We start from the raw sequence: 21,242 nt of genomic DNA, 5'->3' as shown, positions 1-21,242 counted from the left end.
TGATTTGCGGCCTGCGATGCTCACTGTGCCACAGCACAGTTGCGCTTCTCGGCCACAACTCACTTCCGCTCGCGACGGTTTTGTCGAGGCGTTTTTAATCTTAAAAAAAATCTAAAACAGTTCCGGCAGTTCAAGCCTGCTCTTGTATGACTTCGCCCGCCACGCGGATCGACTTGCCCCGGAAGAGCGCGATGGCGCGGCCTTCCTGGTTGCTGACCTTGACGTCATAGACGCCGCTCTTGCCGGCCAGCGCCTGCTCGACGGCGTGCGCCGTCAGCACGTCGCCTTCGCGGCCTGGCGCCAGGTAGTCGATGGTGCAGCCGGCGCCCACGGTGTTCATGTTGTAGCTGTTGCAGGCGAAGGCGAAGGCGCTGTCGGCCAGGGCAAAAATAAAACCGCCGTGGCAGGTCTGGTGGCCGTTGAGCATGTCGGCGCGCACCGTCATCGTCATGCGCGCATGGCCGGGACCCACGTCGGCCAGGGCGATGCCCATGGCGGCGGTGGCGTTATCGCGCGACAGCATGGAGGCGGCAGCCGCTTCGGCCAAAGCCTGGGCAGCGTGAATATGGTCTTCCTTATGCATGAAACGGTGCTCCATTGGCGAGTTTGCGGCGCAGCAGCGGCGAGACCCGGTAGCGGTCTTCGCCATAGCCTTGCGCCAGGTGGTGCAGCACGGTGACAATCTGTTGAACGCCTACCGCATCGGCCCAGGCCAGCGGTCCGCGCGGATAATTGACGCCCTTCTGCATGGCGATATCGACGGCATCCGCCGTGCACACGCCCTGGTTGACGGCGTCGGCCGCCTCGTTGGCCAGCATGGCGACGGTGCGCATGACGGCCAGGCCAGGCACGTCGTCCAGGCGCGTGACGGTGAAACCGGCTGCCTGGAACAGGCCGACGACGGCCGCATAGGCGTCGTCGCTGCACTGGTCGGCACGGGCCACGGCGATGCGCTTTGCACTGGCGTAATCGAGCGCCAGGTCGAACAGCACCGTGTCCGGATGCTGGTTGTCGTGCGCGCGCTGGGTGGCGCTGCGCCCATCGGTCAGATAGATCGCGGCGCCATGGCAATGCAGGGCCGGTGCCTCGTCATGCGCCTGGCCTTCCTGCGTCACGCGGCGGCTGAAGGTGACGCCCGCCTGCTCCAGCCGCTGCACCAGGCTGCGGATGATGCCGCTGTGGCCACGGCCATCGCCGCCGATGGCGGCCGACAGGGCGACGAATTCCGGGGCCGCTTGCGCGCTTTCCGCCTGCGCCACGGGTGCAGCCGCGCCTTCGCCGTACAGATAAAAGCCTCGGCCCGATTTGCGGCCAAGGAATCCCGCGTTGACCATTTCCTGCTGCAGCACGGATGGCGTGAAGCGCGGGTCGTTGAAGTAGGCGCCGAACACGGACTGGGTGACGGAGAAATTCACGTCGTGGCCGATCAGGTCCATCAGTTCGAATGGGCCCATGCGGAAACCGCCCGCGTCGCGCAGCACGGCATCGATGGTGGCGGCATCGCCCGCCTGTTCATTCAGCAAGCGCCAGCCTTCCGCATAGAACGGACGGGCGACCCGGTTGACGATGAAGCCCGGTGTCGATTTCGCATGCACGGGCTTCTTGCCCCAGGCGATGGACGTGTCATACACGGTGGCAGCGACCTGCTCGCTGGTGGCCAGGCCACTGATCACTTCCACCAGCGCCATCAGGGGCACGGGATTAAAGAAATGCATGCCGACCAGGCGTTCCGGCCGGCGCAGCTTGGCGGCGATGGCCGTCACGGAGATCGACGAGGTATTCGTCGCCAGGATGCAGTCGTCGCTGACCAACGCTTCGAGTTCGGCGAACAGGCCGCGCTTGACGTCGAGGTTTTCCACGATGGCTTCCACCACCAGGGCGCAATCGCTCACATCGGCCAGGCTGCCGGCCGCCTGCAGGCGCGCCGTGGCGGCCGTGGCTTCGTCCAACGTCATGCGGCCCTTCTCGGCCAGCTTCGCATACATCTTGCCGATATCAAGCAAAGCCTTGCTCACCGCTTCCGCGCGCGTGTCGTACAGTTTGACTCTGTAGCCGGCGGCAGCGGCCACCTGCGCGATGCCGGCGCCCATGGCGCCGCTGCCGATGACGGCGACGATACTGTTGTTGTCCAAAGCTGCCATATCAGTGTCCCTTGAATTGCGGTGTGCGTTTTTCCATGAAGGCGGCCACGCCTTCGCGGTAATCGTCGCTGTTACCGAGATCGCTCATCATGCGCGCTTCCAGCGCAAGCTGCTGCGGCAGGGTATTGGCGCCACTGAGACCCAGCGCCTGCTTGGTGTACGCCAAGCCCTTGGTCGGCGCCGTGGAAAAGTGCACGGCCAGCTTGCGCGTCTCTTCCGCCAATTCGGCGTCGTCCACGCATTTCCAGATCAAACCCCAGTCCTCGGCCTTTTCGGCCGTCAGTTTTTCGCCGAGCATGACCAGTCCCATGGCGCGCGCCGAACCGATCAGACGCGGCAGGAAGAAGGTGCCGCCCGTATCCGGAATCAGGCCCAGCTTGCAGAACACTTCGACGAAGCTGGCCGACTTGCCGGCGATGACGATGTCGCAAGCCAGCGCCAGGTTGGCGCCCGCGCCGGCGGCCACGCCGTTGACGGCGCAGATCACGGGCATAGCCAGGGCTTTCAAGGCCAGCACCAGCGGCGCGTAGTTCTTTTCCACCGATTCGCCCAGGTCCACGCCCTTCGAACCAGGTTCCACGGCGCGGTCGGACAAATCCTGGCCCGCGCAAAAGCCGCGGCCCGCGCCCGTCAGCACGAAGACGCGCACGGTGCTGTCGGCGTTCACTTGCGCAATCGCGTCGCGCACTTCCTCGTGCATGGCTTGCGTAAAGCTATTGAGCTTGTCGGGACGGTTCAGGGTGAGCGTCGCGATACCCTGCTCGATGGTGAAGAGGATGTTTTGGTAGGTCATGGCATCTCGCTATTTTTATTTATTGGCCCGCAGCGGAAATCTGGGGTCAGACCCGGCGGGGTAATTCGCCCCAATGGGCCGAATTACGATTCCGCAGGAACTGACCCCGGCTTTTATTCTGCCTGATCGAAATCGACGACGACCTTGTCGGTCAGCGGGAAACTCTGGCAACTGAGGACGAAGCCGCGCGCCACTTCATAGTCTTCCAGCGCGTAGTTGACGTCCATCTCGACCTTGCCGTCGAGGATCTTGCAGCGGCAGGTCGAGCATACGCCGCCCTTGCACGAGTAGCGCATGTCCAGCCCACTGCGCAGTCCCGCGTCGAGGATGGACTCCTTGTCCTTGTCCATCATGAACGTGGTGTGGTTGCCATCCATGATGACGGTCACTTCCGTTTCCTGCACAGCATCCGCAGCCAGCTGGGCGCGCGGCTTGTGGGCGTTTTTCGGGATGCTGGCGGCGAACAGTTCGATCTTGATATTCTGCTTGGGCATGCCGGCCGCCTGCAGGGCAGCGGACACGCCGAGCATCATGTCTTCCGGGCCACAAATAAACGCGTTGTCGTAGTCTTCGACTTTGATCCAGTGCTGCAGGAACTGCTCGCATTTTTCCTGCGTGATGCGGCCGTTGAACAATTCGATGTCCTGCTGCTCGCGGCTCATCACGTAGACGAGGTTCAAACGCTCCAGGTACACATCCTTCAGGTCCGTCAATTCTTCCTTGAAGATGACGGACGACGAGGCGCGGTTGCCATAGAACAGAGTAAAACGGCTCAGGGGTTCCGTCAGCAGAGTCGTCTTGATGATGGAGAGGATGGGCGTGATGCCGCTGCCGGCCGCGAATGCCAGGTAATGCTTGCGGTTGACGCAGTCGAGCGGCACGTTGAAGTGGCCCATGGGCGGCATCACCTCGATGGTGGCGCCGGCTTTCAATGTGTCGTTGGCCCAGGTGGAGAAAGCGCCGCCCGGCGTGCGCTTGATGGCCACGCGCAGGGTGCCGTCCTGCACCGCCGAACAGATGGAATACGAACGGCGCACGTCTTCCGCGTTGATGTTGGCGCGCAGGGTCAGGTGCTGGCCCTGCTGGAAGCGGAACTGCTGCTGCAGTTCAGACGGCACGTCGAACGTGACGGCGATGGTGTCGCGCGTTTCGTTGCGCACGTTGGCCACGGACAGCGGATAAAATTTACTCATGCTTCATCTCCAGTTTCTTCGGAACGTGTGCCTGATTTTTTTTAGTGGCACTTGAAGTAGTCAAACGGTTCGCGGCAAGCCAGGCATTTGTACAGGGCCTTGCACGGCGTGGAGCCGAACTGGCTGGTCAGCTGCGTATGCGTGGAACCGCAGTTCGGGCAAATGACGTCCAGCTTGGGCATCGGTTGCCGTTTCACGCCACCACGCAAGCCGCTGATATCGATCACCTGCTGCTGCGGCGGCGCGATGCCGTAGCCTTTCAGCTTGGCCTTGCCCGCCTCGCTCATCCAGTCCGTGGTCCAGGCGGGTGCCAGCTGGTTCACCAGGGTCACCCTGGCCACGCCATGGCTGCGCAAGGCATCGGTGACGGCGTCGGCGATCACCTGCATGGCCGGACATCCCGAATACGTGGGCGTGATCGTCACGATGCAGGCATCGCCATCCGTCACTTCGACGGCGCGCACGATGCCCAGGTCCACCACCGAAATGACGGGGATTTCCGGGTCAGGCACATCGCCGAGCCAGGCCCAGACCTGGGCCGCGTCCAGCGCTGCCATGGGCGTGTTCATTACCACTCCGCCCCGGGATAGGCGCGCTGCAGGAACTGCATCTCGGCCAGAATAAAACCCAGGTGCTCCGTGTGCGTGCCCTGCTTGCCGCCCTTTTGCATCCAGGCGTCAGGCGCCGGCATGGTCAATGTCGCTTCGGCGAAGATCTCGGCCACGTGCTCGAGGAAGGCCTGGCGCAGGATGTCCGATGGCGGCGCGATGCCGGCCGCGACCATGGCCTGGTCGACGGCGTCGTACGTGAACATCTCGCCCGTGTACATCCACAGCTTGTCGGCCGCGGCCTGCGTTTTCGCATGGCTGTCTGCCGTGCCGTCGCCGAGGCGCACGATGAGGTCACCGCTGCGGCGCAGGTGATACGTCACTTCCTTGATCGACTTTTGCGCCACTTCGACGATGCGACCATCCGACGATTTCGTCAGTTCCAGCAGCTGGAAGTAGTGCCAGCTGTCGAAGAAGAACTGGCGCATCATGGTGTCGGCGTAATTGCCGTTCGGCTGTTCGACCAGCAGGCAGTTCTTGAAATCGTGGGCGTCGCGCAAGAAGGCGATGTCGTCCTCGTCGCGGCCCGCGTTTTCCAGTTCCGCCGCATAGCTGAACCACAAGCGCGTCTGGCCCAACAGATCGAGCGCCACGTTGGTCAGCGCCATGTCTTCTTCCAGCGCCGGTCCCTTGCCGCACAGCTGCGACAGCTGCTGGCTGAGGATCAGGGCGTTGTCGCCCAGGCGCAAAAGGTAGTTGACCTTGTCATCCATTGCAGGCGCTCCCATCACAGGTTCTTGACTTCTTCCGGCATCGGGAAGAAGGTGGGATGGCGGTACACCTTGCTGTTCGACGGTTCGAACAGGGCGCCCTTGTCGCCGGGGCTGCTGGCGACGATATCGGCCGCGCGCACCACCCAGATGCTCACGCCTTCATTGCGGCGCGTGTAGACGTCGCGCGCATGGTTGACCGCCATCGCGGCGTCGGAAGCGTGCAGGCTACCTACATGCTTGTGCGCCAGGCCGTGCTGGCTGCGGATGAAAACTTCCCACAAAGGCCATTCTTTGCTCATGTTGCTATCCCCTATCTGTCTTATGTAATTACGCTGCTGCTTTGTTAGCGGCTTGCTTGTCGGCATAGGCGACCAAGGCATCGCGGAACCATGCGCCGTCTTCATACGCTTTCACGCGCGTTTGCAAACGCTCGCGGTTGCACGGGCCATTGCCCTTCAGGACATTGTTGAACTCGGCCCAGTCGATCTCGCCAAATTCATAGTGGCCCGTCTCCGCGTTGAACTTCAGGTCGGGATCGGGCACGGTCAGGCCCAGGTATTCGATTTGCGGCACGGTCTGGTCGACCATGCGCTGGCGCAATTCATCGTTCGAGAACAGCTTGATGCGCCATTGCGCCGATTGGGCGCTGTTGACGGAGGCGGCGTCGGACGGGCCGAACATCATCAGCGACGGCCACCACCAGCGGTTCAAGGCATCTTGCGCCATGGCTTTCTGTGCGGGCGTACCCTTGCACAGCGACATCATGATGTCGTAGCCCTGGCGCGCATGGAACGATTCTTCCTTGCAGACGCGGATCATGGCGCGCGCATACGGACCGTAGGAGCAGCGGCACAGGGGAATCTGGTTGATGATGGCGGAGCCGTCGACCAGCCAGCCGATGGCGCCCATGTCGGCCCACGACAGGGTCGGATAGTTAAAGATGCTGGAATATTTGGCCTTGCCCGAGTGCAAGGCAGCGAGCAAATCGTCGCGCGAGACGCCCAGGGTTTCCGCGGCGCTGTACAGGTACAGGCCGTGGCCCGCTTCGTCCTGGATCTTCGCCAGCAGGATCGACTTGCGTTTCAGGGTCGGTGCGCGCGTGACCCAGTTACCTTCGGGCAATTGGCCGACGATTTCCGAGTGCGCGTGCTGCGAAATCTGGCGGATCAGAGTCTTGCGGTAGGCGTCCGGCATCCAGTCCTTGGCCTCGATCTTGATGCCTTCGTCGATGCGCGCCTGGAAAGCGCGCTCTTCCTGGCCCATGTCGTCGATGGAGCGGACGTTCTTGAGGCCGGTTTCAACCATTTGTGCGTACATGATGTGTCTCCCATGTCTTTGATTTTGCGCAGCAACGCGGTGCGATAAACAGATAATACGATACAAAAAACGATTTGCATACACTTGATGTGAATCATTTTAAAAAATCGTATCTTGTGCAGCTTTTTTGTGCGTATGATATTGCTTATGAGAAAACACCATGGGGCGCTACCCGCGCTTCCGGCAAATTATTGCCGCGCTACCCGCGCAGCCAAGTAAACTGCTGCTTTTATTGAACCGACCGCAACACGGCCAGACCGGAACCACATGAAGAACACCCGCTGCACGGCATGGATAGCCGATTTCCTGGAAAGCGACCCACCGCGCTCGAAGTCCCTGGTGATGACCATCTTCGGCGACGCCATCGTGCCGCGCGGCGGCGCCATCTGGCTGGGCAGCCTGATCGAACTGCTGGCGCCATTCGGCGTCAATGACCGGCTATTGCGCACCAGCGTGTTCCGCCTGGCGCAGGAAGGCTGGCTCAGCTCGCAGCGCGACGGCCGCCGCAGCGCCTATGCGATACGCCCGGAGGCGCTGGCCCGCTTCGAACGCGCCTACCGCCGCATCTACGCGCCGCTGGTCGTGCACTGGGATGGCAGCTGGACCCTGGTGATCGGTCCGGCCGGCAGCATCGGCGCCGCCGAACGGGGCGCGCTGCGCAAGGAATTATTGTGGGCGGGCTACGGCTTGATCTCTCCCGGCATCTTTGGCCATCCGGCCAGCAATGCGGAGGCGCTGGAAGATATCCTCGTGCGCAACGAGGTGCAGGGCAAGCTGTATGTCTGCCACACCACGGAATTGCCAGGCGTCAGCACGCGTCCCCTGCGCGACATGGTGGGCGACTGCTGGGACTTGTCGGAAGTGATGGCTGGCTACGAAAAATTCATCGCCAGCTTCCAGCCGCTGCTGACCCTGCTGCAGGAAGAACCCGTGTTCGATGCGGAGCAAGCGTTCGTCATCCGCTCGCTGCTGACGCACGCCTACCGTCGCGTGCAGTTGCACGACCCGCAACTGCCCGTCGAACTGCTGCCCGAACCGTGGCCTGGCACGCAAGCCTATGCGCTGGCGCGCGACCTGTACCGCATCACGTATGCTCCTGCAGAGGAACACATCCTGGCCACCCTGCGTCGCGAGGATGAGCACGCGCCGGACGTGGAGCCGTGGTTTTACGAACGCTTCGGCGGACTGAACACCTGATAAAACGTCCATGGCGGCGTTGCAGGGCCTGGGCGTACGTTCGTACTGCCTGCGGCCCTGCGCCTTGCCCTGGCCATTTTTCAGGTGTTCAGGAATAAGAACACCTATCAAAACCTACTGCGCGTCGGTATTTGCGGCCTGCGATGCTCACTGTACCTTCGTACAGTTGCGCTTCTCAACCACAACTCCCTTCCGCTCGCTACGGTTTTGTTAGGTGTTGTAAGTCACCGCCTGCTCACTGTTTTGCCACCACCTGCTTGGCCCCCGCCAGCAAATCCTGCCCCAGCTTTTCCAGCGCATTGGCCTGCACCAGCATGGTGTCGAGGATGGCGACGTTGAAGGTGAATTCGGCCGGCGTCGTGTAGCCGGGGAAACGTATGATGCGCAGCAATTCCTGCAAGGTCGTGCCCTTGCCCAGGTGCGCCAGCGCGTCGCTGAGGGCGCTGATTTTCTTTTCCAGTTCGCGTATGTGGTTGCTATGGTCGTCCATGATGATCTCCCCATGTCGGAGCTTCCACGTTAGCAAAGCATGTCCGTCATCGTTTGCGCCAGCACAAAGGCCACCGCAAAACAGGTATCATCGCGCCATTGCACACGATGCAAAACCCATACGTTTTTATCAGGAACACTCATGACCATTAAAATCAGCCAGCAATTCGACGCCGGCGCGATCGAGGTGCTGCGCGCCGACGATGCCCAGTCCATCGAACTGAACATCCGCAAGGATTCCCACGCCGACATCACGCAGTGGTTTTACTTCCGCCTGCAAGGCGCGCAAGGCGAGGCGTGCACGATCCGCTTCATGAATGCCGGCAAGTCCGCCTACCCGGACGGCTGGAAAGACTACCAGGCCGTGGCCAGCTACGACCGCGAAACCTGGTTCCGCGTGCCGACCAGCTTTGACGGCACGGTGATGACCATCGAACACACCCCCGAGGAAGAAAGCGTCTACTACGCCTATTTCGAACCGTATCCATGGGACCGCCACCTGGCCCTGATCGACAGCGCGCAAGCGTCGCCGCTCGTGCGCCTGATCGACCTGGGCAGCACGGTGGAAGGCCGCGACATGAATCTGCTGGTCGTCGGCGACGCCGATGCCGAGAAAAAAGTCTGGGTCATCGCGCGCCAGCATCCGGGCGAGACGATGGCCGAGTGGTTTGTCGAAGGCATGCTTGAAGCCTTGCTGGACCAGGCCAATCCCTTTGCCCGCCAGTGCCTGCAGGACGCCGTCTTCTACGTGGTGCCGAACATGAACCCGGACGGTTCCGTGCACGGCAACCTGCGCACCAACGCGGCCGGCGCCAACCTGAACCGCGAATGGATGACGCCGACCATGGAGCGCAGCCCGGAAGTGTTCCTGGTGAAACAGAAAATGCATGAAATCGGTTGCGACCTGTTCCTCGACGTGCATGGTGACGAAGGCTTGCCCTACGTCTTCGTGGCCGGCAGCGATGCGCTGGAAAATTTCACGCCAGCACAAAAGGCCGAGCAAGAGCGCTTCATCGCCGACTTCAAGGTGGCCAGCCCCGACTTCCAGGATGAGCATGGCTATGAAGACGGCCCGTTCACGCCGGAAGTGCTGACCATGGGCTCGCCCCACATCACGCACGCTTTCGGCTGCCTGTCGCTGACCCTGGAATTGCCGTTCAAGGACAACGCCAACGATCCCGACCCGCAAACGGGCTGGAGCGGCGCCCGCAGCGCCGCACTGGGCGCGGCCGTGCTGCAACCTATCCTGTCCACCTTGCGCGCCTGAGCGCCTGGGCCGACACGGCCCGCTTGATCCCTTGCCCCGCTCGCCGGGGCATTTTTTTTGACCGCACGACAAGCGTTGCTGGCCGAGCGGATTTTTTTCCTAACATCTTGCCTGTCAGAAATTATCGTCCTACACTAAGCAACAGAATCGGGCCGCGCCACGCTGCGCTGCCCCGCAAGAATATCTCGCCGGGCGGGTCGCCATGACTTCCCGGCCACCGGCAATACGCATCCACGGCCCTGTCCCTGCCGAATTAGCTTTCTGTAACGCAAACTGACCGCATCAGCATCGTCTTGAATGGACACAGCCTGTCCGCGGGACGATTCCCTGCGCACGCTTTCCGCTTTTCGCCGAGGATGAATGACCTATGTATAAGCTTAAAATCAGTACCCGCCTGGCCGTCAGTTTCGGCTTGATCATTGTCCTGCTTGCCATGGTGGCATTTGTTTCCATCAGCCGCATTCGCAACATCAACACCTCGACGGAAAAAATTCTCAACGACCGCTATGTCAAGGTCATGTTGTCGAATACGATACAGTCCGAGGTCAATATCCAGGCCCGCCTGCTGAGCATCGCCATCATCGGCGCCAACGATGCCGACGAAGTCAGCAGTTCCGTGACCAAGATTCAGGCCTCGATCAAAAAGAATACGGAGCTGCTGGCGCGCCTGAAAACCATGATCAACACGCCCAAGGGCCAGGAACTGCTCCAGGCCGTGATGAGCAGCCGCGAAAGCTATGCCAGGACGCGCGATGCGAACATCAAACTATTACAAGAAGGCAAATCGGAAACGGCGGGCATCTTCCTGTTGACGCAGTTGCGCTATCCGCAAGAAAAATTCTTGACGGCCCTGGCGGCCATGACCAGCTTCCAGGAATCGCTGATGGAAAGCGAAGGCAAGCAAGCCGCCGCCGATGGGCGCATGGCCATCATCCTGACCTTGTCCCTGTCCATCGCGGCGACGGCCATTGCCATCGCGCTGGCCATCCTGATCAGCCGTTCCATCAGCCGGCCCATCGCCGATGCCGTCAAGGTGGCGCAACGGGTGGCGGCCGGCGACTTGTCGGTCAGCATCGACGCGCGCGGCAACGATGAAACGGGCCAGCTGCTGCGCGCCTTGAAAGAGATGAATGACAATCTGCAAGGCATCGTGGCCCGCGTGCGCCATGGCACGGACGCCATCGCCCACGGCTCGCGTGAAATCGCCTCCGGCAATATGGACCTGTCTTCGCGCACGGAACAGCAAGCCAGCTCGCTGGAAGAAACGGCCTCGTCGATGGAAGAACTGACGTCGACCGTCAAGCAGAATGGCGAAAACGCGCGCCAGGCCAACCAGATGGCGCAATCGGCCTCCAGCGTGGCCAGCAAGGGCGGCCAGGTGGTGGCGGAAGTAATCACCACCATGGATTCCATCAATGCCTCGTCGAAGAAAATCGTCGACATCATCAGCGTTATCGACGGCATTGCCTTCCAGACCAATATCCTGGCGCTGAATGCGGCCGTGGAAGCAGCCAGGGCAGGCGAACAGGGACGGGGCTTTGCCGTGGTCGCCACGGAAGTACGCAACCTGGCCCACCGCTCCGCCTCCGCCGCCAAGGAAATCAAGATCCTCATCGACGATTCCGTGCACCAGGTCAGTCTTGGCAGCACCCTCGTGAACCAGGCGGGCAGCACCATGGAGGAAATCGTCAATAGCGTGCGGCGCGTCACGGATATCATGGCCGAGATCACGTCCGCCAGCAACGAGCAGGAAGCGGGCATTGAACAGATCAACCAGGCCATCACGGAAATGGACGCCGTGACCCAGCAAAATGCAGCCCTCGTGGAAGAGGCGGCCGCCGCGTCCGAAGCGCTGCAGGATCAAGCGGGCATCCTGGCTGAAGCCGTCAGCGTGTTCAAACTCGACGGCACACAGGCGCTGGCGCCAGCCGCGCCAGCCGCGCCAGCATCGCGGCCGGAGCCAAAGCCGGCGCCACGGCCCGCAGCCGCCACGGCGGCCCACCCCCGGCTCGTCGCCAACGCCCCTGCCAGCCGCAAGAGCACCGCGCCCGCCATGGTGGCGGAAGGCGAGTGGGAACAATACTGACCGTACTAACGGTGCCGCAGCCAGCCGCCCGTGCCGCCCTCCGGCACGGCGGGCGGCACCAAGAGCCTATCCCAGTAGATGAATACATCCCCTGCTGGCGGCCCTCAGAAGCGGGAACTGCGTTGATCGTCGTCGCGTGGCTCGCCACGCGTCCTCCTCACGCCTTGTCCGCGCTCCTGATGAACTGCCAGCAGAAGACGCTCCCTACTGGGATAGGCTCTAAACCATGGCGCAGCGCAGCATCGTAAATCGTTGCCACGCCGGCTATTGCTGCCTATACTGGGCGCAGCATTGTCTGTCCCTCCCCTTGCCGATAGCGACCCCACCTATGACCATCAAAGACCAGCCACGCGCTGAGGCGCGATTTTCACCGACCCGATTTGCACACGTGTGCATATCTTTGTTGCTTGGCTTGCCCGGCATGCCGGGCGCAGCGGCCGAACTCAGCCCTGCCGCACAGCTGGGGCGGCGCATCTTCCACGATGCCAGCCTGTCCGCCTCGGGCAAGCAGTCGTGCGCCAGTTGCCATGACCCGGCCCATGCTTACGCGCCAGCCAACAAGCTGGCCGTGCAACTGGGGGGCGCAGATGGCCAGGCGCACGGCTACCGCGCTACGCCATCGCTGCGCTACCTGGAACACACTCCGCCCTTCCGCTTTGATGGGGAAGGCGCACCCAACGGCGGCATCAACTGGGACGGCCGCGCCGCCAGCCTGGCGGAACAGGCGGAACGGCCTTTCCTGGCACCGCACGAAATGGCCAATGCCAGCACGGATGAAGTGGTGGAACGGCTGCGCAACGGCAGTTACGCGGAAGCATTCCGGCACGTCTTTGGCGCTGCCATCTTTACGCAACCGCAACAGGCATTCCGCCGCATCACCTATGCCTTGCAGCAATTCCAGCAGGAAGAGCCGGACTTCCACCGCTACGATTCCAAATATGACCTCTACCTGGCCAACAAGGTTCCGCTGGAGCTGGCGGAATTGCGTGGCCTGGCCCTGTTCAACGATGAACGCAAGGGCAATTGCGCCGCTTGCCACCCCAGCGGGCGGGGCGAACATGGCGCGCCGCCCTTGTTTACGGACTTCAGTTTCGACAATCTGGGCGTGCCGCGCAATACGCGCATTCCCGCCACGGCCGACCCCGCGTATTTCGATCTGGGCTTGTGCGGCCCCGACCGCACGGACCTGGCGCTGAAAGGCGAGCTGTGCGGCGCCTTCAAGGTGCCCAGCCTGCGCAATGTGGCCACGCGCCAGGTGTTTTTCCACAACGGCGTGTTCGACAACCTGACGGATGCCCTGCGCTTCTATGCGCGGCGCGATACGCATCCGCAAGAATGGTATCCGCGCGACCAACGAGGGAAAGTGCAGAAATTCAATGACGTACCCGCGAGGTACCGCGCCAACGTCAACGTCAGCGAAGCGCCGTTCGACCGCAAGCGCGGCATGGCGCCGGCGCTGACGGCGGGCGAGATCGAAGATATGGTGAAATTTTTGGCCACCCTGACGGATGGCTATCAAGTCCAGCAGTAAAGCATGGGCCGCCTGCGCGGCGTTGCCGCGGCGGGCCCCCAAGCACTCAGCCGCCGGCCACCACCATGCTCTCGATGAGGATGGAACCCGTCTCTTTGGTGCCGCGGCGCAGCACGTCGGCGCCTACGGCAACGATGTTGCGCAGCATGTCCTTCATGTTGCCGGCAATCGTGATTTCTTCCACCGGATACTGGATCACGCCATTTTCCACCCAGAAACCGGACGCGCCGCGCGAATAGTCGCCTGTCACGTAATTGGTTCCTTGTCCCATCAGTTCCGTCACCAGCAAGCCCGTGCCCAGTTTTTTCAGCATGGCACTAAAATCGTCGCTGGCGGCCGTCAGGCTCGAGGTCAGGTACAGATTGTGCGAACCGCCCGCGTTGCCCGTCGTCTGCATGCCCAGCTTGCGGGCCGTATAGGTCGACAGGAAATAGCCTTGCACCACGCCATCCTTGACGACGTCGCGGCTGACGGTTTTCACGCCTTCTTCGTCGAACGGCGCCGAACCGACGCCGCCGATCACGTGCGGATCTTCAAAGATCTGCACGTGCGACGGCAGCACCTGCGTGCCCAGTGAATCGTTCAGGAACGTGGATTTGCGGTACAGGGCGCCGCCCGAGGTCGCTTGCACATAGGTACCGAGCAAACCGGCCGCCAGCGGCGCCTCGAACAGCACGGAGCAAGTGCGCGTGCCCAGCTTGCGCGCGTTCAGGCGCGACAGCGCGCGCTCGGCGGCATAGCGGCCGATGGCTTCCGGGCTCGACATCTTGGCGGCGTCGCGCACGGACGAATACCAGTCGTCGCGCTGCATCTTCGCACCCTTGCCGGCGATGGGTGCCACGGACAGCGTGTGGCGCGAAAACGGGTAGCCGCCGATGAAGCCGCGCGAATTGGCGGATACAAAGTGCGATTGCTGCACGTGCACGCTGGCGCCCTCGCTGTTCGTGATGCGCGGATCGACGGCAAACGCGGCCGCTTCGGCACGTTGGGCCAGTGCGACGGCTTCCTCGGTCGAAATAAGCCAGGGATAGAACAGTTGCAAATCGCGGGGGGACATTTCCAGCATGTCGGCGTCGGCCAGGCCCGCGCAATCGTCCTCGGCCGTGAAGCGCGCAATATTGTAGGCGGCGTCCACCGTGGCGCGCAGGGCGGACGGCGAAAAGTCGGAGGTGCTGGCATTGCCGCGTTTCTTGCCGACAAACACGGTCACGCCCATGCCCTTGTCCTTGTTTTGCTCGATCGTCTCGATCTTGCCTTTTCGTACAGAAACGGACAGGCCGCCGCCTTCGCTGACCTCGACGGCAGCGTCGGTGCCGCCCGCTTCCCGCACAAAAGACAACACATCACGGGCCAGTTGCTGCAATTGCTCTTGACTATGGGTAAATACGGAGTCGTTCATGCGCTGTTTTCTTCGGAAAGCCGCTAAAAAGGTTATCATAGCAGTCGTTTACAGTTTACAGGTGCGGCCTACGCGGCCAATCCCGCCTTATCATGCCAAATCCAAACCGGGGAGCTTGCGGCTTCCAATCCACCGAATTCGAACAGGAATATGAACGTCCGTCGAAATCGGAACTCAAGCGCCAGATGACCGTCCTGCAAAAGCTGGGCGAAGAACTCGTCAATGAGGCACGCGACCGCGTCAAGCGCGTCCCGATGCCGGAAGACGTGCGCGACGCCATTCTCGAATGCCAGCAAATCAAGGATCACGAAGGCCGCCGCCGCCAGCTGCAATACGTGGGCAAGAAAATGCGTACCCTGGATGAAGAAGAAGTTGCCGCCATCCAACGCACCATCGATAGCTGGAAAGGCTTGTCGAAAGCCGACACGGCCAATATGCACGCGATGGAACGCCGCCGCGACAAGCTGTTAACGGATGACAAGGCGCTCACGGTCTTGCTGTCGGAAAACCCGGAACTGGACGTGCAGCACCTGCGCACCCTGATCCGCAATGCCCGCAAGGAGCAAGCCGAGAACAAGCCGCCGAAAGCCTACCGCGAAATCTTCCAGATCTTGAAAGAGATCGCCAAGAAGAACAACAGCGGCAAGAAAGATGCCGATGAAGATGGCGTTGAGCAAGAAGAAGACGAATAAGCAACTGGGGTCAGACCCGACGGGTCTGACCCCGAAAGCAGCGAAAAACCGGGATCAGCCCGGTTTTTTTACGACATAGAGAGGTGCCCATGACCACGATAGAAGACGAATTGATTATCGGCCTCGTGTCGATCTCCGACCGCGCCAGCGGCGGCGTGTATGAAGACCTGGGCATCCCCGCCCTGGAAAGCTGGCTGTCCGCCGCCATCCGTACGCCTTTCCGCCTGGAAAAGCGCCTGATCCCGGACGAGCGCTCGCAAATTGAAAACACGCTGATCGACATGGTCGACCTGAACCACTGCCATCTGATCCTGACGACGGGCGGCACGGGTCCCGCGCGGCGCGACGTCACGCCGGAAGCCACGCTCAGCGTGGGAACCAAGGAAATGCCCGGTTTCGGCGAACAGATGCGCCAGATCAGCCTGCAATTCGTGCCGACGGCCATCCTGTCGCGCCAGGTGGCCGTGATCCGCGAAACGCCCGAGCGCGCTTGCCTGATCATGAACTTGCCGGGCCAGCCGAAAGCCATCAAGGAAACCCTGGAAGGCTTGAAAGACGCCGACGGCGTGCAACTGGTGAACGGCATCTTTGCCGCCGTGCCGTATTGCATCGACCTCATCGGAGGTCCCTACATGGAAACCGACCCGGCCATCTGCAAGGCCTTCCGTCCCAAATCGGCGCTGCGTCCGGCGCAACCATTACCCGAGGAAAATACATGAGCACCTTGCTGGAAACCATAGAACTCGACAGCGCACCGAATCCCACCGTCTCCATCATCTGGATGCACGGCCTGGGCGCCGACGGCAACGATTTCGTGCCCCTGGTGAAAGAACTCGATTTGCGCGGCTGCCCCGCCATCCGCTTCATCTTTCCCAGCGCCGGCACCATGCCCGTCACCATCAACAACGGTTATGTGATGCGCGCCTGGTACGACATCCTCGTAAACGACCTCGTACGCCGCGAAGATGAGGGCGGCCTGCGCGCCTCGCAGGCGCAGATCGAAGCGCTGATCGCGCGCGAAAAGGCGCGCGGCATTCCCGCCAGCCGCATCATCCTGGCCGGCTTCTCGCAAGGCTGCGCCATGACCTTGCAGACGGGCTTGCGCCATGCGGAACCGCTGGCCGGCCTGATGTGCCTGTCCGGCTACCTGCCCCTGGCCGACAAGACGGCTCTTGAGCGCACGCCGGCCAGCCTGGAAACACCGATCTTCATGGCGCATGGCACGGCCGACCCCGTGGTGCCGATCGGCCGCGCGCAGCAGTCGCGCGACTTGCTCACCGGTATGGGTTACAAAGTGGAATGGCATGAATACATGATGCAGCACTCGCTGTGCCAGGAAGAAATCGACGCCATCGGCGCGTGGCTGAAAAAAGTATTGGCTTAAAGTAAAACAGGCGCGGTGTGCGCCGCGCCTGTTGTTGTACCTGTACGTAAAGTACGAAGCGCCGGGAACGATCAGTTCGCCGGCGTTTTTGCATTCCAGATTTTCAGCATGTCGGCCGACGCTTCCGAGCGGATACCGTTGTCCGTCAGCACCGATTCCGTCGCGGCCAGCATCTCCTTGCGGGGCACGACGACCATTTCCGCATCGCGCTGCTGAAAGCGGAATGTCAGCAATTCATCGGTCTGGTCGCGCAGCAAGGCCACCAGGTGCGCCAGGCTGTGCACGCGCACGCCATTGACGGAATCGACGACCGAGAAGAAACGGGTGCTGTAGCCATTCATCAGCTTGTGCGGGAAGAACGGCGCGGCGATCACCACCAGCTCTTCGCGCTCGGCATCGGGCGCATCGCCGCGCCGCGTGGCCAGCGGATTGCCGGCAAACGCCATGCCGCCCAAGATCGCCGGGTTGCCATTGGGCGCCGCCATGAATTCCGTCGTGGCGCGCGAAAACACCATGGGGCCGAAGATGAAATAGGACGGATAACTGCCCTGCAGGCCGCTGATGAGCATCGGGTGCGCCGCCGAGACGGGCACCTTGATTTTCAGGGGCGCGCCCTGGCGCACCACCGTCAACGGCAATTCGCCGTCTTTCGCCAGCTGCTGCACGCGGTACTGGAAGCGCACGCGGCTGTTGGCATTCAGCTTGACCATGCCTTGGTTATCGACCGGAAAATCGCCGATATGCGTGATGACATCCCACTCCTTGAGCGGATAGGCGGCATCCTTGCTGGCCGGCGTCATCACGACGGCGCCCTCGACACCCTTGGCCAGTTTCAGGTAGGTGCGCAACGCGGGGTTTTCCAGCGTTTGCGTCACGTCGCGCATGGCCGGCTTGCCCTTGGGCGCGCCGCCTTCCTGGTCGCGCAGGAACAGCTCGATTTCCTCGTTGGGGATGATGTAGCCGATGTTTTGCGCATTGAGCATGCCCGCAAAGGCCAGGCCGATCATCTTGTCACCGGCAATCACGGGGCCGCCGCTATTGCCCGGATTGATGGCCGCATCGATCTGGATGCGCAGGCCGGAGACGGGGAAGTTGTAGCGCACGAATTCGATGCGCGAGACGATACCCTTGGTGATCGACAGCGAGGTGCCGCCCGTCGGATAACCATACGCCAGCACGGCATCGCGCACGTCCGGCAAGACGTTGGCGCGCGGCACCGCCTTGTGGCTGGCGAAAAAACTGTCGTCGTCGATCTTCAGCAAGGCCAGGTCCATGCCGCGCGAAATGGCCAGCACGGTGGCCGGTATCTTGTCGCCCGCGCCATTGGCCTGGATCTGCACCTGGCTGGCATAGCCGACCACGTGCGCATTGGTGAGGATGCGGCGGCCTTCGATGACGACGCCCGAGCCCGTCACCTCCTGCGGCGCGGCCTTGCTCCACGGTTTATACGGGTCCGGCCCGCGCAGGGTGGAAAACACCTTGACGACGGAATTTTCCAGGGCGGAAGCGCTGGCGTTCGCCGTAGCGGCGGTCTCGGCGGCCAGCGCCCGCAGCGTCATCAACGGACAAAAAGAAAGGGCCAGCGCCAGGAAGGCGCGGCCCATCAGGGTGATGCACGGACGAGTTTTCATTGAGCTAATGGGCAATGGAAGGGAAGCAAAATTATATATTGAATAATTTCAACTTCATTACACTTTGTCCATCTTTGCCGAAGAACTATTCTAATCGGGCAAAGGCGTGACGCCCAAGGCCGGCATGGCCGTCTGCGCGCCATTCATCACCATGGCCAGGAAGGTGTAATAGCCATTGATGCCCATCAAGTCGACCACGCCGTGCTCGCCGAACAGCGCCAGCGCGCGCGCATACGTGACGTCGCTGACGCGCTTGTTTTGCTGCAGCTCGATACAGAAGTCATGCACGGCTTGCTCGTCTTCCTTCAGGGCAAGCGGCGCGCGCCGCGCGGCGATGGCGTCCACGGCCGCTTGCGCGATACCGTTCTGCACGGCCAGCGGCGCGTGGATGGCCCACTCAACCTGCTGGTCCCACTGGCGCGCCGTCACCAGGATCGCCAGCTCCGACAGCCGCGTGCCGATGGCGCTGCGGTAGCGCAAATACTCGCCCATGCGCTGCGCCGTTTCCATCAGCTCGGGGCTGCGGATCAGCGGCACGAAGGGGCCGTACAGGGCACCGCGCGGACCATCGATGATGGCTTGCGCGGCGGCGCGCTGCTGCGGGTCCAGCTGCGCCAAAGGCAGCGCGGGCAAGCGGTCGATATCGCTACCGGCCATCAGGCAGTCCAGGCGACCACGTCCTGCTGCTGTTCGCCCAGGCCGGCGATGCCCAGGCGCAGACTGTCGCCTTTTTTGAGGAAGCGCTGCGGCTTGCGGCCCTGGCCCACGCCCGGCGGCGTGCCCGTGGCGATCACGTCGCCCGGTTCCAGGGTCATGAATTGCGACAGGTAGCTGACGATCTGCGCCACCGTGAAAATCATGGTTTGCGTATTGCCAGTCTGCATGCGCTTGCCGTTGACTTCCAGGTACAGGTCCAGGTCCTGCTCGTCGATGACTTCATCGCGCGTCACCAGCCACGGGCCGACAGGGCCGAAGGTATCGCAGCCCTTGCCTTTATCCCATTGGCCGCCCCGTTCCAGCTGGAACGAGCGCTCGGAAATATCGTTGACGACGCAATAGCCGGCCACGTATTTCAGCGCGTCCTCTTCGCTCACGTACTGCGCGCGCGTGCCGATGATCACGCCCAGCTCCACTTCCCAGTCCGTCTTTTTCGAGCCTTTCGGCAACACGACATTGTCGTCCGGACCGTTCAGGCAAGTGATCGCCTTCATGAACACGATGGGTTCGGCCGGGATCGGCATGCCCGATTCGGCCGCGTGGTCCGCGTAATTGAGGCCGATGCCGATGAACTTGCCGACCTTGGCCAGCGGCACGCCGAAGCGCGGGTTGCCGCGCACCAGGGGCAAGGTCTTTTCGTCGAGCTTGGCCAGCTTGCGCAAGGCCTTGTCGGACAGTTGTGCGCCGTCAATATCGGCAATCACGCCGGACAGGTCGCGCAGTTTGCCTTCTTCATCGATCAGGCCCGGTTTTTCCTTGCCTGGACGTCCATAACGAACGAGTTTCATAGTCTTCCTTGGAGTTGATCATTGCCGCTGTGCAGGCTGCCATTTTACCGGATGGCCCGGCACGCCTGTAGCGGTTGATGAAAAACATCGCAAGTCCCGGCAGTTGCAAGGCCGCCAGCACGCCAAACGCCGCCTGATACGCCTGCGGCGGATACTGCTGCTGGCTGTTCAGGGGCCAGCAGCCGAGGATCAGGCCAAAACCCGCCTGCACCAGGAAGGCGCCCGTAAAAATGAGCAAATTCAGACAGGTGGCCGCCCTGCCCGTCAGGCTGGCCGGCATGCTTTGCGCGACGATCGCATACTCGAGGCCCGTCACCGTGCCCAGCAAGGTAAACAGCACAGACAGCAACGGCAGGCTGGGCACCACATTACACGCCATCGCCGCTTGCACGGCGACAAACAGGATGATGCCCACGGCCGCCACTTGCATGGGCGCAATGCCACGCCGCCCGGCCCATTCCGTCAGCATGCCCATGCCGATGGCGCCGAAGATGACGGCCGCCATGCCCAGGTACAGCAAATACGCCACGCTGTCATCGGACAAGCCGCCCACGTCGGCCAGCCAGCGCCCCACCCACAAGCCCTGCACGCCAAAGAACACCGTGTGCGGCAACAGGATCAGCGCGATGGTGCGGCGAAAGCCGGGATCGCGGTACACGCTCCAGACGCTGACCTTGCTCACCTTGTGCATGCCTGCGGCAGGCGCGGGCATGGCCGGCGACAGCAGGCGGATCAGCAAGCCGACGGCCAGCGCCGCCAGCGCCAGCCCCAGGAACACGCCGCGCCAGTCCGTGTAATGCAGGGCCAGCTTGACGGGCATGGTGGCCGTGGCCGCGCCCAGGCCACCCACGGCGATCAGATAGCCGTGCACGGAAGGCAGGCGCGACGGCGCGATGGCGCACGAGATCGCTTTCACGGCAGCCATGAAACAGCCGCCCAGCCCCGCCCCCATCAGGGCGCGCGCCCACATCAGCTCGGCAAAGCTGTGGCCCCGGCTGAACAACCACACGCCCAGGGCCGCCAGCGCCAGCAGCCACAGTTGCACGGTGCGGGGGCCGTAGCGGTCCAGCGCCATGCCGACCGGTAATTGCACCAGCGCAAAGGCGAGAAAAAAGGCGCTGGTCAGCAGGCCCAGCTGCGCTGGCGTCAGGGCGATGGCGCCCAGCAATTCCGCCGTCAGCACGGCATTGACGCCGCGCAACAGGCACGACAGGTAATGCCCGAGCGCAAACGGCATAAATACCAGGCAAAACACGGCCACGCCGGAACGGGCGGGCGCACCGGCCGCGTGCATGC

At 62.3% G+C, this 21,242-nt stretch carries 21 protein-coding genes; 7 read left to right on the top strand and 14 right to left on the bottom strand.

Translation table 11 applies throughout. The features are described 5' to 3' along the window. Positions 1-130: 130 nt before the first annotated feature. The 8 genes from paaI to paaA all read right to left on the bottom strand — a co-directional run bounded on the left by paaI (position 131) and on the right by paaA (position 6,765). A complete protein-coding gene (gene paaI / locus AC1Q6X_RS14695; RefSeq protein ID WP_076566221.1) occupies positions 131-583 on the bottom strand; it encodes a hydroxyphenylacetyl-CoA thioesterase PaaI in 453 nt (150 codons plus the stop codon). Beyond that, on the bottom strand, positions 576-2,141 hold the full coding sequence (gene paaH / locus AC1Q6X_RS14690; RefSeq protein WP_492497673.1) for a 3-hydroxyacyl-CoA dehydrogenase PaaH: 1,566 nt from the start codon (positions 2,139-2,141) through the stop codon (positions 576-578). The genes paaI and paaH overlap by 8 nt, the downstream gene beginning before the upstream one ends. Position 2,142: 1 nt before the next feature. Next, complete coding sequence (gene paaG / locus AC1Q6X_RS14685) at positions 2,143-2,934, bottom strand: 2-(1,2-epoxy-1,2-dihydrophenyl)acetyl-CoA isomerase PaaG (RefSeq protein WP_492497672.1); 792 nt, start codon at positions 2,932-2,934, stop codon at positions 2,143-2,145. A 113-nt stretch (positions 2,935-3,047) separates the two neighbouring features. Then, positions 3,048-4,127, bottom strand: coding sequence for a 1,2-phenylacetyl-CoA epoxidase subunit PaaE (gene paaE / locus AC1Q6X_RS14680; protein WP_070311618.1), 1,080 nt, complete (start codon positions 4,125-4,127; stop codon positions 3,048-3,050). A gap of 41 nt (positions 4,128-4,168) precedes the next feature. Then, positions 4,169-4,696: a 1,2-phenylacetyl-CoA epoxidase subunit PaaD gene (paaD, locus tag AC1Q6X_RS14675; RefSeq protein WP_492497671.1), complete on the bottom strand. Its 528-nt coding sequence runs from the start codon at positions 4,694-4,696 to the stop codon at positions 4,169-4,171. Beyond that, positions 4,696-5,448, bottom strand: a complete 753-nt coding sequence (gene paaC / locus AC1Q6X_RS14670; RefSeq protein WP_121670504.1) for a 1,2-phenylacetyl-CoA epoxidase subunit PaaC — start codon at positions 5,446-5,448, stop codon at positions 4,696-4,698. Before paaC ends, paaD begins: the two co-directional genes overlap by 1 nt. Positions 5,449-5,462: 14 nt before the next feature. Further along, on the bottom strand, positions 5,463-5,747 hold the full coding sequence (paaB, locus tag AC1Q6X_RS14665; protein WP_070224239.1) for a 1,2-phenylacetyl-CoA epoxidase subunit PaaB: 285 nt from the start codon (positions 5,745-5,747) through the stop codon (positions 5,463-5,465). A gap of 28 nt (positions 5,748-5,775) precedes the next feature. Continuing rightward, positions 5,776-6,765 (bottom strand): 1,2-phenylacetyl-CoA epoxidase subunit PaaA, encoded by a 990-nt coding sequence (gene paaA / locus AC1Q6X_RS14660; RefSeq protein ID WP_070291027.1) that lies wholly within the window; start codon positions 6,763-6,765, stop codon positions 5,776-5,778. A gap of 267 nt (positions 6,766-7,032) precedes the next feature. Between paaA and paaX the strand changes: the two genes are divergently transcribed. Beyond that, entirely contained in the window at positions 7,033-7,962 is a 930-nt protein-coding gene (paaX, locus tag AC1Q6X_RS14655) for a phenylacetic acid degradation operon negative regulatory protein PaaX (RefSeq protein WP_070224237.1), read from the top strand. Between the two features lie 235 nt (positions 7,963-8,197). Here paaX and AC1Q6X_RS14650 read toward each other — a convergent pair whose 3' ends face one another. Continuing rightward, complete coding sequence (locus AC1Q6X_RS14650; RefSeq protein ID WP_070224236.1) at positions 8,198-8,452, bottom strand: hypothetical protein; 255 nt, start codon at positions 8,450-8,452, stop codon at positions 8,198-8,200. 141 nt (positions 8,453-8,593) lie between these two features. Here AC1Q6X_RS14650 and AC1Q6X_RS14645 point away from each other — a divergent pair, with 141 nt between their 5' ends. From AC1Q6X_RS14645 to AC1Q6X_RS14635, 3 genes are all read left to right on the top strand, one after another. After that, on the top strand, positions 8,594-9,718 hold the full coding sequence (locus AC1Q6X_RS14645; RefSeq protein ID WP_086137170.1) for a M14 family metallopeptidase: 1,125 nt from the start codon (positions 8,594-8,596) through the stop codon (positions 9,716-9,718). A gap of 367 nt (positions 9,719-10,085) precedes the next feature. Beyond that, entirely contained in the window at positions 10,086-11,804 is a 1,719-nt protein-coding gene (locus AC1Q6X_RS14640; protein WP_492497670.1) for a methyl-accepting chemotaxis protein, read from the top strand. Positions 11,805-12,225: 421 nt separating this feature from the next. Then, positions 12,226-13,335: a cytochrome-c peroxidase gene (locus AC1Q6X_RS14635; protein ID WP_492497669.1), complete on the top strand. Its 1,110-nt coding sequence runs from the start codon at positions 12,226-12,228 to the stop codon at positions 13,333-13,335. A 46-nt stretch (positions 13,336-13,381) separates the two neighbouring features. On the opposite strand, the gene pmbA is transcribed toward AC1Q6X_RS14635, so the two are convergent. Next, entirely contained in the window at positions 13,382-14,734 is a 1,353-nt protein-coding gene (gene pmbA, locus AC1Q6X_RS14630) for a metalloprotease PmbA (protein ID WP_492497668.1), read from the bottom strand. A 92-nt stretch (positions 14,735-14,826) separates the two neighbouring features. Between pmbA and yjgA the strand changes: the two genes are divergently transcribed. From yjgA to AC1Q6X_RS14615, 3 genes are all read left to right on the top strand, one after another. Further along, on the top strand, positions 14,827-15,426 hold the full coding sequence (gene yjgA / locus AC1Q6X_RS14625; protein ID WP_070224233.1) for a ribosome biogenesis factor YjgA: 600 nt from the start codon (positions 14,827-14,829) through the stop codon (positions 15,424-15,426). A gap of 89 nt (positions 15,427-15,515) precedes the next feature. Then, a complete protein-coding gene (mog, locus tag AC1Q6X_RS14620) occupies positions 15,516-16,145 on the top strand; it encodes a molybdopterin adenylyltransferase (RefSeq protein ID WP_492497667.1) in 630 nt (209 codons plus the stop codon). Beyond that, entirely contained in the window at positions 16,142-16,810 is a 669-nt protein-coding gene (locus AC1Q6X_RS14615; protein ID WP_070224231.1) for an alpha/beta hydrolase, read from the top strand. Before mog ends, AC1Q6X_RS14615 begins: the two co-directional genes overlap by 4 nt. Before the next feature lie 71 nt (positions 16,811-16,881). Here AC1Q6X_RS14615 and AC1Q6X_RS14610 read toward each other — a convergent pair whose 3' ends face one another. The 4 genes from AC1Q6X_RS14610 to AC1Q6X_RS14595 form a co-directional block, all read right to left on the bottom strand. Continuing rightward, entirely contained in the window at positions 16,882-18,441 is a 1,560-nt protein-coding gene (locus AC1Q6X_RS14610; RefSeq protein WP_492497666.1) for a S1C family serine protease, read from the bottom strand. Between the two features lie 90 nt (positions 18,442-18,531). Beyond that, positions 18,532-19,098 carry a carboxymuconolactone decarboxylase family protein gene (locus AC1Q6X_RS14605; RefSeq protein WP_492497665.1) on the bottom strand — a complete coding sequence of 189 codons (567 nt, stop codon included), beginning with the start codon at positions 19,096-19,098 and terminating at the stop codon, positions 18,532-18,534. Continuing rightward, complete coding sequence (locus tag AC1Q6X_RS14600) at positions 19,098-19,946, bottom strand: fumarylacetoacetate hydrolase family protein (RefSeq protein WP_070291020.1); 849 nt, start codon at positions 19,944-19,946, stop codon at positions 19,098-19,100. Before AC1Q6X_RS14600 ends, AC1Q6X_RS14605 begins: the two co-directional genes overlap by 1 nt. Then, the gene (locus tag AC1Q6X_RS14595) at positions 19,891-21,240 is read right to left on the bottom strand and encodes an MFS transporter (RefSeq protein WP_492497664.1); all 1,350 of its coding nucleotides are present in this window, start codon (positions 21,238-21,240) and stop codon (positions 19,891-19,893) included. Before AC1Q6X_RS14595 ends, AC1Q6X_RS14600 begins: the two co-directional genes overlap by 56 nt. Positions 21,241-21,242 lie beyond the last annotated feature (2 nt).

It is taken from the genome of Janthinobacterium sp. GW823-FHT06H09, from assembly GCF_058794735.1.
Note: the sequence above shows the minus strand (reverse complement) of the source record. Positions and strands in the feature narration are given on the sequence as shown.